This window comes from Natrinema ejinorense, assembly GCF_002494345.1.
In the GTDB taxonomy this organism is placed as follows: domain Archaea; phylum Halobacteriota; class Halobacteria; order Halobacteriales; family Natrialbaceae; genus Natrinema; species Natrinema longum.
The window spans coordinates 342,958-356,223 of the sequence record NZ_NXNI01000001.1 but is presented as its reverse complement, the minus strand read 5'-3'; the positions used below and the strand labels follow the sequence as shown (position 1 = coordinate 356,223).

At 63.7% G+C, this 13,266-nt stretch carries 22 protein-coding genes; 1 reads left to right on the top strand and 21 read right to left on the bottom strand.

Going from position 1 to position 13,266, the window contains the following annotated elements; all coding sequences use genetic code 11:
* Nucleotides 1-96 precede the first annotated feature (96 nt).
* Nucleotides 97-384 carry a DUF7410 domain-containing protein gene (locus CP557_RS01885; RefSeq protein ID WP_097378342.1) on the bottom strand — a complete coding sequence of 96 codons (288 nt, stop codon included), beginning with the start codon at nucleotides 382-384 and terminating at the stop codon, nucleotides 97-99.
* Nucleotides 385-431: 47 nt separating this feature from the next.
* The gene (locus tag CP557_RS01880; RefSeq protein ID WP_097381490.1) at nucleotides 432-1,835 is read right to left on the bottom strand and encodes a hypothetical protein; all 1,404 of its coding nucleotides are present in this window, start codon (nucleotides 1,833-1,835) and stop codon (nucleotides 432-434) included.
* A 110-nt stretch (nucleotides 1,836-1,945) separates the two neighbouring features.
* Here CP557_RS01880 and CP557_RS01875 point away from each other — a divergent pair, with 110 nt between their 5' ends.
* Nucleotides 1,946-2,212: a cytochrome C oxidase subunit IV family protein gene (locus CP557_RS01875; RefSeq protein ID WP_097378341.1), complete on the top strand. Its 267-nt coding sequence runs from the start codon at nucleotides 1,946-1,948 to the stop codon at nucleotides 2,210-2,212.
* Nucleotides 2,213-2,760: 548 nt separating this feature from the next.
* Here CP557_RS01875 and secY read toward each other — a convergent pair.
* From secY to CP557_RS01780, 19 genes are read right to left on the bottom strand one after another with little or no spacing between them, the layout of a single operon-like run.
* Complete coding sequence (gene secY, locus CP557_RS01870; protein WP_097378340.1) at nucleotides 2,761-4,224, bottom strand: preprotein translocase subunit SecY; 1,464 nt, start codon at nucleotides 4,222-4,224, stop codon at nucleotides 2,761-2,763.
* Between the two features lie 3 nt (nucleotides 4,225-4,227).
* On the bottom strand, nucleotides 4,228-4,716 hold the full coding sequence (locus CP557_RS01865; protein ID WP_097378339.1) for an uL15m family ribosomal protein: 489 nt from the start codon (nucleotides 4,714-4,716) through the stop codon (nucleotides 4,228-4,230).
* Between the two features lie 2 nt (nucleotides 4,717-4,718).
* A complete protein-coding gene (locus CP557_RS01860) occupies nucleotides 4,719-5,186 on the bottom strand; it encodes a 50S ribosomal protein L30 (protein ID WP_097378338.1) in 468 nt (155 codons plus the stop codon).
* Nucleotides 5,186-5,842, bottom strand: coding sequence for a 30S ribosomal protein S5 (locus CP557_RS01855; RefSeq protein WP_097378337.1), 657 nt, complete (start codon nucleotides 5,840-5,842; stop codon nucleotides 5,186-5,188). Before CP557_RS01855 ends, CP557_RS01860 begins: the two co-directional genes overlap by 1 nt.
* Entirely contained in the window at nucleotides 5,839-6,387 is a 549-nt protein-coding gene (locus CP557_RS01850) for a 50S ribosomal protein L18 (protein ID WP_097378336.1), read from the bottom strand. Before CP557_RS01850 ends, CP557_RS01855 begins: the two co-directional genes overlap by 4 nt.
* On the bottom strand, nucleotides 6,387-6,836 hold the full coding sequence (locus tag CP557_RS01845; protein ID WP_097378335.1) for a 50S ribosomal protein L19e: 450 nt from the start codon (nucleotides 6,834-6,836) through the stop codon (nucleotides 6,387-6,389). The genes CP557_RS01850 and CP557_RS01845 overlap by 1 nt, the downstream gene beginning before the upstream one ends.
* Nucleotides 6,829-7,554 carry a 50S ribosomal protein L32e gene (locus CP557_RS01840; protein WP_097378334.1) on the bottom strand — a complete coding sequence of 242 codons (726 nt, stop codon included), beginning with the start codon at nucleotides 7,552-7,554 and terminating at the stop codon, nucleotides 6,829-6,831. Before CP557_RS01840 ends, CP557_RS01845 begins: the two co-directional genes overlap by 8 nt.
* Before the next feature lie 3 nt (nucleotides 7,555-7,557).
* Nucleotides 7,558-8,091, bottom strand: coding sequence for a 50S ribosomal protein L6 (locus tag CP557_RS01835; protein WP_097378333.1), 534 nt, complete (start codon nucleotides 8,089-8,091; stop codon nucleotides 7,558-7,560).
* A gap of 2 nt (nucleotides 8,092-8,093) precedes the next feature.
* Entirely contained in the window at nucleotides 8,094-8,486 is a 393-nt protein-coding gene (locus CP557_RS01830; RefSeq protein ID WP_097378332.1) for a 30S ribosomal protein S8, read from the bottom strand.
* Nucleotide 8,487: 1 nt separating this feature from the next.
* On the bottom strand, nucleotides 8,488-8,673 hold the full coding sequence (locus tag CP557_RS01825; protein ID WP_097378331.1) for a 30S ribosomal protein S14: 186 nt from the start codon (nucleotides 8,671-8,673) through the stop codon (nucleotides 8,488-8,490).
* Nucleotides 8,666-9,202 (bottom strand): 50S ribosomal protein L5, encoded by a 537-nt coding sequence (locus CP557_RS01820; RefSeq protein WP_097381489.1) that lies wholly within the window; start codon nucleotides 9,200-9,202, stop codon nucleotides 8,666-8,668. The genes CP557_RS01825 and CP557_RS01820 overlap by 8 nt, the downstream gene beginning before the upstream one ends.
* Nucleotides 9,195-9,893, bottom strand: a complete 699-nt coding sequence (locus tag CP557_RS01815) for a 30S ribosomal protein S4e (RefSeq protein ID WP_097378330.1) — start codon at nucleotides 9,891-9,893, stop codon at nucleotides 9,195-9,197. The genes CP557_RS01820 and CP557_RS01815 overlap by 8 nt, the downstream gene beginning before the upstream one ends.
* Nucleotides 9,890-10,246 carry a 50S ribosomal protein L24 gene (gene rplX / locus CP557_RS01810; protein WP_097378329.1) on the bottom strand — a complete coding sequence of 119 codons (357 nt, stop codon included), beginning with the start codon at nucleotides 10,244-10,246 and terminating at the stop codon, nucleotides 9,890-9,892. Before rplX ends, CP557_RS01815 begins: the two co-directional genes overlap by 4 nt.
* Nucleotides 10,247-10,248: 2 nt before the next feature.
* Nucleotides 10,249-10,647, bottom strand: a complete 399-nt coding sequence (locus CP557_RS01805; RefSeq protein ID WP_006430978.1) for a 50S ribosomal protein L14 — start codon at nucleotides 10,645-10,647, stop codon at nucleotides 10,249-10,251.
* Nucleotides 10,647-11,084, bottom strand: coding sequence for a 30S ribosomal protein S17 (locus CP557_RS01800; protein WP_097378328.1), 438 nt, complete (start codon nucleotides 11,082-11,084; stop codon nucleotides 10,647-10,649). Before CP557_RS01800 ends, CP557_RS01805 begins: the two co-directional genes overlap by 1 nt.
* Complete coding sequence (locus CP557_RS01795; RefSeq protein ID WP_097378327.1) at nucleotides 11,075-11,596, bottom strand: ribonuclease P protein component 1; 522 nt, start codon at nucleotides 11,594-11,596, stop codon at nucleotides 11,075-11,077. The genes CP557_RS01800 and CP557_RS01795 overlap by 10 nt, the downstream gene beginning before the upstream one ends.
* A gap of 7 nt (nucleotides 11,597-11,603) precedes the next feature.
* Nucleotides 11,604-11,819 (bottom strand): 50S ribosomal protein L29, encoded by a 216-nt coding sequence (rpmC, locus tag CP557_RS01790; protein WP_097378326.1) that lies wholly within the window; start codon nucleotides 11,817-11,819, stop codon nucleotides 11,604-11,606.
* Entirely contained in the window at nucleotides 11,819-12,784 is a 966-nt protein-coding gene (locus CP557_RS01785; protein WP_097378325.1) for a 30S ribosomal protein S3, read from the bottom strand. The genes rpmC and CP557_RS01785 overlap by 1 nt, the downstream gene beginning before the upstream one ends.
* Nucleotides 12,784-13,260 (bottom strand): 50S ribosomal protein L22, encoded by a 477-nt coding sequence (locus CP557_RS01780; RefSeq protein WP_097378324.1) that lies wholly within the window; start codon nucleotides 13,258-13,260, stop codon nucleotides 12,784-12,786. Before CP557_RS01780 ends, CP557_RS01785 begins: the two co-directional genes overlap by 1 nt.
* Between the last annotated feature and the right edge of the window lie 6 nt (nucleotides 13,261-13,266).

Genomic DNA, 13,266 nt, shown 5'->3' with positions numbered 1-13,266 from the left:
GATCGGGAGATTGTCGACGAAGACGGCGGCCACCCCGGGACGACGGGAGCGAGTTCGATCGACACGGAACGCGATCAGTGTACGCGGATCGCGTACTCAGCCCGCCCAGACCAGCGCGTAAATGAACGTAAACAGGAAGTACACCAGAAAGACGGAGATGGCCGCCTTGAAGTGGAAGGTGAACAGTTCGTACTCCTCGTCGTCGCGTTCGTCGTCGAAGGCCTCGCGTTCGCCGTCGGTACACTCCTCGGCGTGGTCGACGCCGACGTGAAACGTGGCGTACCGCTCGGAACGGAACGGCCGGCCACAGTACGGGCAGGTCGCGCCGGGGGCTTCGTCCGTGGGCACCTCGTACTCTCGCTCGAGCGCGCGATCGGTCGCCATTCGATCGATCGTTGTGGCGGCGCGAGCAAGTGGTTGGCGGTTCGTCGTTAACTCGGAACGTAGGGCGGACTCATCGTTCCCTGTGAGACGAGATACAGGCTCACCATGGTAAAGAAGACCATCACGACGATCAACGGGTACTGACTCCTGATCGCCTGGAGTTTGCCGGGAAACAGCTCGAAGGAGACGGTGTGTGCGACCCAGACTGCCAGGACGTGGCCCAGCAGGATGCCGGCGATTTCGACGTAGCCGAACCAGCCCGGCAAGGCATACCGGGTCGGGTTCGGCGGCGGATTCAGCGGCATCGCGACGGCATCGAGCAGCGACGGCCACAGCGAGAGCCCGAACCCGACGTAGTGTGCGAAGTGATAGCCGGCTGCGATCGCCAGCAGCGGTGCGGCGAGTCTGAGCCCGAGGTACTCTCGAGAGAGGTACGTCTCGGCTTGCTCGCGGGTTCGATCGATGGCGAGCCAGTAGATCTTCCAGAACAGGGCGAACCCGACGACGAGCAGCCCCAGATAGACGAGCGCCGGCGGGAGGCCGATTCCGACGAGCGTCTCGATCGTCCGGACGCCGACCGGCGTAACGATGAATCCGCTGAAGGTCAGTTCCCAGACCAACGCGAGCACGAAGGCTACGAGCGAGCCGTCGACGACGAGGTCGGCCTCGCTCAACCGGGAACCCGGATACCGGAGTTCGAAGCCGTCGTCGGTCCGCTGGATCGGCGCGACGGCCCCGTAGAGCCGAAACCACAACGAGAGTGGGTCACCGCGACGAAACCATGTCGCCGGCGAGAACACGACCGCACTCGAGATCGTCCCCACCGAATACATGAGTAAGACGAGCAGCAACGCCCGTGGCGACGACGTCAGGGGTGCGACGATCTCGAGCCAGACGAAAACCAACAGTGCCACGACGGCCGGCCAGGAGCGGTACGCATCCGGGTAGGGCTCGTCGATGGTTGGCAGCGCCTCGGCGATCCGTCGCCAGGGGTTGAGCGCCGGCCACGGGTTCCCGACCGCGTAGGTGACGATCGTCAACAGCGCGCGCCCGCCGACGAACGTCACCAGGACGGTCGCACTGACCAGCCCGATGTTCGGTCCGGCGATACCGGCCACGACGATCACTCCGAACCCGAGGACGCCGACCACGCCCAGCAATAACGTGCCCGCAGACAGGAGTCGGTCGACGGACGCCTCGAGGGTGCGGTCGTGGTAGCTGCCGATCACGTCGCGGTCGGTGACGAGCATCGTCAACAGGGCGGACGCCCCGACGGTACCGCCGCCCGTCGCGAGATAGAGCCACGTCGGGACGCTGACGTCGGACCCACCTCCGGTGAGGCCAGCTGCGACGTTGCTTGCGGCGACGACACCGCTGCCGGTCGCGAGGACCATCAGCGAGACGGCGAGACCGATACCGGCTCGGCGACCGAGAGCCGACCGTACACTCATTGCCGGTGATTCGTCCTCGCGGCCCATCTACGTGTCGCTTCCGTGCGAATCGACCGCCGGAACGATCGTATGAGGAAGGTATAAGTATCCGTCACCCACATTCAAAATCAATGGCGAGCATCCGGACGTACAGCCTGATCTACGTAGCACTGATACTGTTAGCGACGGGGAAGTTCGTTTTCTTCCACTTCCCGGAGATTTTCAACTATCAGGTAGCAGTCGGCGGCACATTGATCTTAGCAGCCATCAAGGTCTCGCTGATCGCCGGCTACTTCCAGCACCTGAAAGACGAACCGCGGTCGGTTACCTACCTGATGCTCACCGCGGCGTTCATGGTGTTCCTGCTGACCCTCGCCGCAGGGTACTCGATCCAGTAGGGCACGGCGACGGTCTCGACCGTCCGATGGCGCCCTCGAATCGATTTCTCGCCGTTTCGGTCTTACAGTCCGTTGCTCTCTCGTCGCTCGAGCGATCGCGAGCCTCGCACTCGGTGATCCAGTAGCACTCAAGGCCCATCACGGGCACCGACTCGACGACAGCGACTGTGCCGTACTCGGGCACAGTCGGTACGGCGACATCCCTCGAGGCGCCGATACCGTCTCGAACGACGGTGCGCCCGCGAAGGGTGCTGGATAATCGTCCCGGTGGGCTCCGCGGTAGTCGCCACCGATCGTCGTCGGATCCCGAGACAGCACTGTCCCATCGGTCACGAGTTCGTGTACAGGAACGCGATGAGACCCGAGTGGGCCGATGAGAGCCGCCGTTCGTCCGTGCCCGGATCGATAGACTCGAGCCCGAATTGGCCACGACAGCTCCCTCGAGTCCGTCGCTTACGACGCGAACGCGCCTCGTAACGCTGTTCGTGACGCCTCTCGCGGAAACAGGCCGCGTTCACGGCTCGAAAGAAGAACGGACGAGAGAGGCGTTAGTCGCCGCCGAACATCTCGCGCATCATCGGATGCATCTCCATCATCTGCTCCTCGGCGATCTCCTCGTACAGTTTGTACGTGATGGAGACGGCCAGCAGCAGTCCGGTTCCGCTGATGCCACCGATAGTACCGAGCATGTTCGCCCAGACGGCCAGCAGACCGACCAGCGCGCCGCCGATGATGGTCACCTGCGGAATGTATCGCTCCATGACCTTCTCGATGACGCCGACGTTCTGTCGGAAGCCGGGGATCTGCATCCCGGAGTTCTGGATCTGTTTCGCCGTGGATTCGGGACCCATGTCAGTGGTCTCGACCCAGAAGATGGCGAAGATCGCGCCGCCGACGACCATGAAGGTAACGTCGATACTGATGCGAATCAGCACTTGCCACCACTCCTGGGCGACGCTCGCCGAGAACCACATCCAGTCGTTGGGTGAGTAGATCGGCGCGACGTAGTAGAAGAACCCGCCGGTGGGTTGGCCCTGCGCCGAGTAGGTGCCGAGCCAGCTGGGCATATTCCCCAACTGTCGGTTGAGGATCTGGCCGAGGAACTGAACGTTCGCCTGCACTGCACGAACGAGGATCATCGGCAGGACGCTCGCGTAGATGAGCTTCACGGGGAAGCGACCGCGCGCACCCTTGACCCGGGCGTGGCTCAACGGGATCTCGATCCGGACGGATTCGGCGTAGACGACGATCCCGAAGATCAGGAGCGTCGTCAGGAGGGCGATGATGTGCCCGTCGCCGATCAACATCGTCTGCAGACCGCCAGTCGAGAGCAGCGACCCGACGTCGACCTGTCCCGTCAGGATGCGATACCAGTCGAAGAAGAACCCACCCTGAGCGGGCTGGATGAACCCGGTAACCAGTCGCTGGCTCACGCCGGCGATGATGAACAGACCGATCCCGCTGCCGACGCCCCACTTGCTGACGACCTCGTCCATGTAGAGGATGAGGACCCCGCCAACGAAGACCTGGGCGAACATCAGGATCTGGACCTGCGTCTGACCGAAGGTGAGCCCTCCGAGCTGTAACGACTGTTGGGCTGGCAGGAAGCCGCCGGCGAACACCATCGGGAGCCCGGTCAGAATCACCATCAGGACGACCAGCAGCTTCTGGAGGCCCTGATAGAGGACCTGATCCCGCGGGTCATCCGTATCCAGTCCGAGCAGGTTCGCACCGCCGAGCAGCTGCAAGACGATGCTCGCGGTGACGATCGGGCCGATACCGACCTGCAACACTGACCCCTGGGAGCCGGCGAGGATCGCACGGAACTCCCCGAAGAGGTCGTTTGCCTGTCCGGCCTGCAGGCCAAACAGGGTGATGTTCGTCAGGAAAAAGTACAACATGAGGATGCCGACCGTCCACATCAGCTTCCGCTTGAAGGGAACGTGTCCCTCCGGACGGCGCACTGCTGGCATCCGCGTCAAGACCGGTTCAGCGGCTTCCTTCCATCCCATATGTTAGTCCTCGTTCTGTTCGGATTCGGCTTCGTCGTCGTCCTCCGCCTGCGCACGCTCCGAGATGACCGCCTCACCGCCGGCAGCCTCGAGTTTCTCCTGGGCTGCATCGGAGAAGGCGTCCGCCGTTACCTCGAGCGTGTTCCGGACCTGGCCGGACCCGAGGACCTTCACTTTGTCGACCTCGTGGCCGTCCTCGACGATATCGCGTGCGTCGAGTCGATAGCCGCCGTCGGTTTCCTCGGCGAGGTCCTCGGCGACGTAGAGGATCGCGTCCTCGTCTAGCTTCTGGACGTCGATCTCCGCGACCGTCTCGCGGATATCGTGGGGTCGCTTGAAGCCGTGTTTGCCCTTCGGTTCGTAGTTGTGGAACTCGTGTTTGCTGCGCCCGGCACGGCCGCGGCCACCACGGTGGCCCGCACCGCGTCGGTTCTTGTGGGAACCGCCGCTGTGGGTTCGCGATCCGCGCTGGCGTCGTTTTTTGCTCGTCATGGTTATCGCATCGATTCTAGGAGGTCGTTAATCTCCCCGGTTGTATGCTTTCCGAGTTGGCCGCCCTCGACGGTCGGCTTTTTGATACCATCGTGACCGCCCCGCGGTGGGTGAAGTCGAAGCGTCGGTGACAGCCCCTCGTCACGAAGCGTCGTCTCCTCCGCCAGGAGCGCCTCGGCGAGTGCACCGAAGTCGTCGTAGTCGGTGTTGTCTCCGAGCCACTCCCCGTCGACGTCCGCCTGCTTGCCTTCGAGGGGTTCGGCTCGCTTCGCGAGCAGGGTCTCGAGGACGTCGGCGTCGGGCTCGCCGACGGCGACGTAATCGTTGACCTTCGCGATCATCCCCTCGTAGGTGTCGGTCTCGGGGACGAGCGCGCAGTGGTTGACGTTGTGGATGTTGAGCATCTTCAGGGTATCCTGTACGTCTTCCTGTCGATTGACTTCGCCGCGAATCTGAACGATCGCCTTCATCACTCGCTCACCTCAGCTTCCTCTCGGTTGGGTCGTCGCTGTGGGTGGCGCGACTGCGAGGCGTTCTCGAGCGCGTTGTAGGTGGCTTTCGCCAGGTTGACCGTCGTTCGAGTGTTGCCGTGACTCTTGGTCCAGGCGTTCTCGATGCCGGCCAGCTCGAGGACGTGACGGACGGTGTCACTGGCGGCCAGCCCCAGCCCTTCGGGGGCGGGGATGACCTCGACTTCGACGGAGCCGGCCTTGCCGGTCGTCCGTCGGGTCAGCGAGTGTGGCCGGTCCGAACGGTCCTCCCAGGAGCCCGAGCCGCGGGGCACCTGAATCATGTTCAGTTTCGCGATACCGATCGCCTTCTGGATGGCAGACCCGACCTGGTCGTCGCGGCCTTCCGCGTAGCCGATGAAGCCGTCGCGGTTGCCGACGGCGACGACACAACGGAACTTCACGCGTCGTCCGGAGTCGGTCATCCGCTGGACCATGTTGATGTCCAGCACTTCGTCTTCCAGTCCGGGCAGGAGCTGGTCGACGAGTTCGGGTTCCTTCAGCGGGAGGCCCGAGTTGAGGGCGGTCTCCATGTCCTCGATTTCGCCCTCCTGGACCATCCGGCCGAGACGGGTGACGGGTTCCCATCCGCTGTCGTTGTAGTTGTTTCCACTCATTCGAGAATCGCCTCTCGTACCTCGTCGAAGTGTTCGGGGAGGTCAGTTGCGTCGAAATCGCCGCTGTACAGCGGCTCGTCGAGCTGTTCTGCGTACTCGGCGATGTGCTCGCCGCGCGTGCGCGACCAGTCCGCGAGCACGCTGTCGTTGTGCGGGATCTCGAGGCCGGCGTCGATCGCGCCCTCCTGTACCGCGAACACCTTGTTGCCGGGCGTGGCCGTGTTGAGACCGATATCGAGGACCGCCTCCTCGAGGCCTGCCTCGACGGCCCGTGTACCGGCCAGCAGGCCGGTCAGATACGCCGCGGAAATGTTGCTCGTGGGTGCGTCCCAGCCGTACTCCGCCAGATCGCTCGAGTGTGCGCTTGCAAGCGTCTCGTCTCCCTGAGGTCCGGGAGTGATCAGCTGCGCCGTAGTGTGCTTGTTGCTCTTGCGAGCAACCAGGCGGGGCTTCCCCGATTTCAGCAGGCGCAACCTCTGGTGGTAGTCCGTCCGGACCTCACGGCGACGCCGCATTGGTACTTTGTATCGTGGTCCTGTCGCCATTATTGGTCACCGTAGTTGTCGTCGATGTAGTTCAACAGGTACCGGACGCTACGGAACTCCCCGCCGCCGGCCTTCTTGTAGAGCTGGCGGTACTGCGTGGGCGTCAGCTCGCCCTTGTCGCGGAGTTCGCGCAGCTTCCGGCGCTGTGCGCGAATCTTGTTCTGCCATTCGTCTTTCTCGTTCTGGCGTGCGCCTTTCTTGCCGCGGCGCTTGCCCTGTCCGTTCTGGTGGCCGTAGGCGCGCTTCGCGTTCCGTTCGCGAGCGCGGCCCCGGGAGTTGCCCGAGGGGTCGTCGGCCTGAATGCGACCCTCGTCGACGAGTTCGCGGATCTCGTCGCGCGTGATCGCTTCGGCGATGTCTCCCTGCGCCTCCGGATCGAACCAGACGCGGTTCTTCCCGACGTCCATGACGTCGGCAGCGAGTCGTTTCTGTGCTGAGAGATCAGTCATTGGATTCCACCTCGACTTCCTCGTAGGTCGGATTCAGGACGCGAACGTCCTGCTCTTCGGCGAGTTCCTCGATCCGTTCGCGCTTGCGCGCACCGACCGAGGAGGAGATCCGAACTGCCTCGCGAGAGCCGTCGACGCCCTCGAGGTCGTCCGTGTTCTCGACGTAGACCTCTTCGAAGCCGCTGGGGTGTTTCCCACGGACTTCTTTGGGCGTGCGGTAACCGGCCTGGACTTTCGGGCCCTTGCCCTTGACGCCGCGGCGCTGCTTGGACAGCTGACCGCGGGGTCGACGCCAGGATTCCGGCGTCCGCTTTTTCTTGTGGTAGTCCTGTCGGTTGAACTGCGGTTTCCCCTCGCTCTTCCGACGGTTGAGGAGTCGTTCCTCGGTGTCGGAGAGCTCGGGCGTCTTCTCGGTCAGCCCGCGGGGTTGCAGCTCCGTCTCGACGTCTTCGTCGGGTTCGGCTTCCTCCTCGACGCCTTCGTCTTCGATTTCGGCCTCGGTCTCCTCGGTGACCTCGAGGTCACCGACGTCGGCCTTGATACGGGCGGCGAGTGCGTTCCCGACGCCGTCGGCCTCGGCGAGGTCGTCCTGATCGGCTTCCTTGACGTCCTGGATGGACTCGAAGCCGGCGTCACGAAGCGCGTCTGCCTTGCTCGCGCCGACGCCGCTGATGTCCTCGAGTTCCTGGGGTTCGTCGTTCGATTGATCGTCTGCCATCTATCAGGCACCTCCTTTGGCGGGTTTGTTGGTGATGTAGACCCCGTCCTGGAAGATTCGGGTGTCTTTGCCGCGGACCTTCGTCAGCTGCTCGATGTCGGCGGCCGTCTGGCCGACGTCTTCCTTGCTGGGACCGGAGAGGACGAGCTGCTCGTCGTCGACGGTCACGTCGGTCTCACCGTGGATAGTCGTTCGTCGCGGTGCCTTTTCGCCGAGGAAGTTCTCGATGACGACCTCGTCGCCGTCCACGCGGACCTGCATCGGGAAGTGAGAGTAGAAGACTTCCATCTCGTACTCCCAGCCCTCGGTCACGCCGTGGATGGCGTTGGTGATGTGGCTCTCGAAGGTGCCGACGGTCGAATTCGTCTTCGCGTCCTCGGCACCGCTCTCGATTACCACCTGGTCGTCGTCGGTCTCGACGGTCACGTCGGGGTACCAGAGGCGGCGCGTGACGCTGCCTTCCGGGCCCTCGACGGTCACATCGAAACGGTCGACCTCGACGGTTACGTTCTCGGGGATTTCCAGTTCGACTCGCATGATTAGTAGACGTATGCGATCACCTGGCCCCCAATACCCTGCTCGCGAGCCTCGTAGTGGCTCATAATGCCGCTGCTCGTCGTGACGACGAGCGCACCGAAGTCTCGAGCGGGGAGATAGCGCTTCTCCCACTTCTCGAAGTCCTCGGAGCCGACGGCGTAGCGGGGCTTGATGGGGCCGCACTCGTTGATCGCTCCTTTCAATTCGACCTCGAACTGACCGGCTTTACCGTCGTCGACGTACTCGAAGCCGTCGATGTACCCGCGGTCGTAGAAGACCTCGAGCACGCTGCCGATTTCGTTCGAGGCGGGCGTTACCTCGTGGGTGAGATGACCCACACTCTCGGCGTTATCGAGTCCCGAGAGCGCGTTGCTGAGTGGATCGTTTCCGGTCATATTATCTGTACTTCTTGAATCCCATGTCGCGGGCGATCTCGCGGAAGCACTGCCGACAGAGATTGATGTCGTACTTCCCGACGAGTCCCTGCTCGCGGCCACAGCGCTGACAGGACTCGATCTGTCCCGTCCGCTTTGCCGCGTGCTCGCCCGTGCGGTCGTTTTCTTCCGTTTCGCTTTCACTCATCGTCTGCCTCCACGCTCACGTCGAAGTTGGCCTCGAGGAACCCGATGGCGTCCTCGGGAGTCAATCGGTGCTTCGACGGGATCGATCGGGTGGCCTTATCGCGCTTGGCGATCCGGTAGCCCGGACGCACCAGGTTGACGGTGACGTCCAGCCCGAAGATCCCGATACTCGGGTCGTACTCCTGACTCGGGAAGTCGGTGTGCTCCTCGACACCGAAGCTGAAGTTCCCCGTGTCGTCGAACTGCGCCGGGGATACGTCCGCAAGCGACAGCGACTTCTCGAGGAACGCGTGAGCGTCGTCGCCACGAAGGGTGACCTTCGTACCGATCGGATCGCCCTGGCGAATGCCGAAGTCGGGTTCGGTCTTTTTCGCCTGGGTCCGGACGCTCTCCTGACCCGTTACCTCCTCGATGATGTCCTCGGCTTTGCCGAGTTCGCGACCACCCTGGCCGACGCCCATATGGACGACGACTTTCTCGACGCGTGGTTCGCGCATCTCGTGGAACTCTCCGGATTCGGCTTCACTCATCGTCATCACCAGTGAAGTTCTCGTCGATGACGACGACGTACTCTTCGACGGTTTCGAAGCCACCGTCGTCGGTCGAGACGCCGACACTGTTCGAGCCACTGCCCGGCGTGACGTCGATCGCGTCGATCTCGCCGACCTTGCCGCCGTGGTTGCCACGGACGGCGGTCACGAGTGCGCCGTCCTCGTAGGGGAAGTGCGCGACGACGGACTTGTCGTCGTTGTCGACGACGATCGAATCCTTCGGATCGTAATCGCCGTCGGTGATGACGTTCGTGCCATCGTGCAGCGTCAGCTGGGTGTCGCCACCCGGCACTTGCTGTTTGTTCACGATCTTGCCGAGGCGGCTCTGTGCCGACTCCTCGTCGATCTCGGTCAGTGCGAGCCGACCGCCCTCGTCGGGGAAGACGCGGTAGTACTCGTCCCGTCCGGGGAACGCAACGATGTCGAACATGCCGATCGGGCGCTGTTCGTCGTTGATCGCGTCCCCGTTGATGAGGATCGCATCCTCCGAGAGCGCGTATCGTGCTTCCTTGCGCGAGTCCACGTAGCCGAGCACGTCCCGCAGGAGGACGACGAGCGGCACGCCGTCTTCGCCGTGGGGACCGGCGTCGGCCTTGACCGTGAAGGTCTCGGTCTTTCGCTCGACCGGCCAGGACTTCGGTACTGAGAGTCGTTTCTGGTGTTTCGTCATTCGCTATCACCTTCGAGACGCGCCTCGCGACGCTCGTCCTCGAGATCGAGCTCGGTGATCCGGACGTTCGAGGGGTCGAGCGGCCGTGGCACTTCTTCGCCGTCGGCCGTCTCGACGGTCACGTCCTCGACGTGGATGGTCCCATCCTCGAGGATCGCGCGCATGACCTCGCCTTCGTCGCCGGCGTGGTCGCCGCGCATGACCTCGACCGTGTCGCCCGCGTTGACGCGGGTTCGACGGGTGTCGTACTCCTCGCGGAGCTCGTCGGACAGCGTCGCGTGGAGCTGCTTCTGTCGCTCGTGCAGCGGCGCGTTTCTCGTCTGCGTTCGCTGTTTGTGTGGTTGTTCAGTCATATCTATACGATCATCGTCGCCGTACTGGCGATTGCTCCGAAGCGCTCTGCGACTTCGCGGGCGATCGGCCCCTTGATCTCCGTGCCGCGGGGCTCTTCGTTCTCGTCGATGATGACCGCCGCGTTGTCCTCGAACTTCAGCCGCGTGCCGTCGGGCCGGCGGATCGACTTCCGCTGGCGGACGACGACGGCCTCGAGAACCTGGCGGCGCATCTCCGGGGTACCCTTGGTAACCGAGACGGTCACCTTGTCACCGATCCCCGCCTTCGGCTGGCGGTTCTTGGTGCCGTGGTAGCCCGCGACGCTGATGACCTTCAGCTCACGCGCGCCGGTGTTGTCGGCACACGTGATCAGGGATCCCTTCTTCAGGCCCTGCGTGACGTCGGCTTTCATCGCCTCCATCACTGATCACCCTCGTCCGCGGCCGCGGCGAGGTCCTCGTCGGAAAGCTCCGGCTCAGGCTCGGCCTGGCTCGTGAGTTCAGCGACGTCCTCCGCGGTTGCTTCTTGGGTTACTTCGACGACCACGTGCGATTTCGTCTTCGACAGTGGTCGGGTCTCTGCGATCTTGACCGTGTCACCGACCGAGAGCGGCTCGAGCACGCCCGGTACGTGTGCCGGGATGCGCGAGCGTCGTTTCATGTGTCGGTCGTACTTCGGGACCGCCACATCGTACTCTCGCTCGACGACTACGGTCTTGTCCATGTCCGTCGAGACGACCGTCCCTTCGAGGATCTGCCCTCGAACGGAGAGTTCGCCGTAGAACGGACATTTCTCGTAGTCGTATTCCTCCGGGTTTTCGGGTTCCGGAGGGGTTTCAACGTCTAGTCCTATTGCCATGGTGAGTCACCATTCGTTTCCGTGCGTCGGGCGGGCCGTGAGAGCAGCCGCGATCCATCGACCGTAACGTAGGCTACGTCCTCGCCAGCAGCGCGACGGCGGTCCCGGGTAGGGTCGTCGTCGCGACAGCCGGCGGCGTCGCCGCCGGCTCGGTCCGCAGCGGTCGAGGATCGTTCCTCGGATGCCACAGCGGGTTCAGTGTTGGCCAGTTTGGACGCAGTCCCCGATCCCTTCGCGAGATCGGCGGCGTCATCTGTGATCGCGAACTCGAACGTCGAGCCCGACTTCGGCACCATCAGGACCCGAGACTCGCCGTCGCGACGCTCGGCGGTTGCACCGCCTCGCCAGCGTTCCGCCTCCGGCGGAACGCAAACCTCTATCGAGAGGGTCTTGGTCGTCTCGATGACGACGCGCCCCTCGAGGCCGACCCGCGAAGAGTCGTCGCTCTCGACGACTCGCACGGGGAGCCCGTTGAGTTCGTGTCGTGGCAGCGTCTCGGGTGTCAGTGCCATTGTTGTGTTATTCGTCGTCTTCGAGGTCGCCTTCCTCGCGCTGGATCGTCTTGATCCGCGCGACGGTGCGACCCAGTTCGCCGATGCGGCCCGGGTTCTCCGGGGCCCCACCGGCCGCGAGGACGGACTTCTGGTTCAGCAGTTCGGTCTCGAGTTCCTCGAGTTCCTCCGCCCGTTCGGCGGGGGTCATGTCGCGGATCTCTTCGACGTGGAGGATCGCCATCAGGCGTCACCTCCCTCGTCCGCGTCGTCCGCGTCGGCTTCCTCTTCCGCTTCCATCTCTTCGACGAGGTCTTCGGCTTCGGCCTCGACGTCTTCCTCGAGCTCTTCGAGCTCTTCCTCGACGTCTTCGTCGCCGCCGGGGACCTCGACTTCCTCGAACTCCTCGTCGGCGTCGGCCTCGACCTCTTCCTCGATGACCTCCTCGACGACGTCTTCGTCGAGGTCAGCCTCGGCATCGGGCTCGTCGGCGTCCGCAGCGTCGGCCTCGGCCTCGGCAGCCTCGGCTTCCTCGGGTTCGCCCTCGAGGAGCTCCTCGACGCCGCCTTCCGCGTTGACTTCGACGGCGTCCGGCACGACTTCTTCCGGATCCATGTCCTCGCTGACCTCGAAGTCGTCGGGCAGTTCCGCGCCCGGCGGGATGATCTTGACGTCGACACCGATGGTGCCGAGTTTCATGACCGCGACGCCCTGGCCGTGGTCGACGACCTCCTCGGCGGGCTCGCCGTTGTGCTTGATGTAGCCGCGGTTGAACTTCTCGACGCGCGATCGTGCGCCGGTGACCTTCCCCGAGAGGACGATCTCCGCGCCCAGCGCGCCGGCTTCCATGATCCGGTCGATCGTCGTGTGACCGGCCTTCCGGAAGTACCAGCCACGCTCGAGTGCGTTGGCCAGTCGGTCCGCGACGATCCGTGCGTTGAGGTCGGGTTCGTCGACCTCCTGGACGTCGATCTGGGGGTCCTCGAGGTTGAACCGCTCCTCGAGGGCCGTCGTGACCTTCCGGATGTTCTCGCCGCCTTTGCCGATGACCATCCCGGGCTTTTCGGCCTTGAGGACGATCTGCGTGCCCATCGGCGTCTTGGCGACGTCCATACCACCGTAGCCTGCACGACCGAGCTCTTCCTGGAAGAACTCGTCGATCTGGGACCGCTGCAGGCCGTTTTCGATGAATTGGTGTTCGTCAGCCATTAGTTATCGTCCTCCTCGGTTTCGGGCTCTTCGACGACGATCTCGACGTCGACCTGCGGCGTGTTCCAGGCCGACGCCCGCCCCATCGCGCGGGGCTTGCGACCCACGGACTCGCCGACCTTGTGGGCGGCGACGTGGACGATCTCCATGGATTCGCCGTCGAATCCCTGATGATCCGCGTTGGCTTCGACGTTCTCGAGCAGGTCGAGGAACTCCTTGGAGACTTTCTCGGGGTACTTGCCGGCGTCCCAGCCGTCGATGTCGGAGCGGTGTCCGGCACCGGCGTTGTGGGACTTGAACGGCACCGATTGGGTCTCGTCGATTACGTCCTGAAGGTACGCCTGGGCCTCGCCGACGGTTCGGCCCTTGATCTCGCGTGCGACCTCCTTGCTGTGCTTGTTGCTCATGTGACGCTCCCGAAGCATCGCTTTCGCGGTGGCGTCGGGATCGGCGTCGACTGAGTAGTTGATTCCCATACGATG

Coding starts and splice junctions, on each gene's coding strand:
- CP557_RS01885 (WP_097378342.1), bottom strand. CDS start 384: ATGGCGACCGATCGCGCGCTCGAGCGAGAGTACGAGGTGCCCACGGAC.
- CP557_RS01880 (WP_097381490.1), bottom strand. CDS start 1,835: ATGAGTGTACGGTCGGCTCTCGGTCGCCGAGCCGGTATCGGTCTCGCC.
- CP557_RS01875 (WP_097378341.1), top strand. CDS start 1,946: ATGGCGAGCATCCGGACGTACAGCCTGATCTACGTAGCACTGATACTG.
- secY (WP_097378340.1), bottom strand. CDS start 4,224: ATGGGATGGAAGGAAGCCGCTGAACCGGTCTTGACGCGGATGCCAGCA.
- CP557_RS01865 (WP_097378339.1), bottom strand. CDS start 4,716: ATGACGAGCAAAAAACGACGCCAGCGCGGATCGCGAACCCACAGCGGC.
- CP557_RS01860 (WP_097378338.1), bottom strand. CDS start 5,186: ATGAAGGCGATCGTTCAGATTCGCGGCGAAGTCAATCGACAGGAAGAC.
- CP557_RS01855 (WP_097378337.1), bottom strand. CDS start 5,842: ATGAGTGGAAACAACTACAACGACAGCGGATGGGAACCCGTCACCCGT.
- CP557_RS01850 (WP_097378336.1), bottom strand. CDS start 6,387: ATGGCGACAGGACCACGATACAAAGTACCAATGCGGCGTCGCCGTGAG.
- CP557_RS01845 (WP_097378335.1), bottom strand. CDS start 6,836: ATGACTGATCTCTCAGCACAGAAACGACTCGCTGCCGACGTCATGGAC.
- CP557_RS01840 (WP_097378334.1), bottom strand. CDS start 7,554: ATGGCAGACGATCAATCGAACGACGAACCCCAGGAACTCGAGGACATC.
- CP557_RS01835 (WP_097378333.1), bottom strand. CDS start 8,091: ATGCGAGTCGAACTGGAAATCCCCGAGAACGTAACCGTCGAGGTCGAC.
- CP557_RS01830 (WP_097378332.1), bottom strand. CDS start 8,486: ATGACCGGAAACGATCCACTCAGCAACGCGCTCTCGGGACTCGATAAC.
- CP557_RS01825 (WP_097378331.1), bottom strand. CDS start 8,673: ATGAGTGAAAGCGAAACGGAAGAAAACGACCGCACGGGCGAGCACGCG.
- CP557_RS01820 (WP_097381489.1), bottom strand. CDS start 9,202: ATGAGTGAAGCCGAATCCGGAGAGTTCCACGAGATGCGCGAACCACGC.
- CP557_RS01815 (WP_097378330.1), bottom strand. CDS start 9,893: ATGACGAAACACCAGAAACGACTCTCAGTACCGAAGTCCTGGCCGGTC.
- rplX (WP_097378329.1), bottom strand. CDS start 10,246: ATGACTGAACAACCACACAAACAGCGAACGCAGACGAGAAACGCGCCG.
- CP557_RS01805 (WP_006430978.1), bottom strand. CDS start 10,647: ATGGAGGCGATGAAAGCCGACGTCACGCAGGGCCTGAAGAAGGGATCC.
- CP557_RS01800 (WP_097378328.1), bottom strand. CDS start 11,084: ATGGCAATAGGACTAGACGTTGAAACCCCTCCGGAACCCGAAAACCCG.
- CP557_RS01795 (WP_097378327.1), bottom strand. CDS start 11,596: ATGGCACTGACACCCGAGACGCTGCCACGACACGAACTCAACGGGCTC.
- rpmC (WP_097378326.1), bottom strand. CDS start 11,819: ATGGCGATCCTCCACGTCGAAGAGATCCGCGACATGACCCCCGCCGAA.
- CP557_RS01785 (WP_097378325.1), bottom strand. CDS start 12,784: ATGGCTGACGAACACCAATTCATCGAAAACGGCCTGCAGCGGTCCCAG.
- CP557_RS01780 (WP_097378324.1), bottom strand. CDS start 13,260: ATGGGAATCAACTACTCAGTCGACGCCGATCCCGACGCCACCGCGAAA.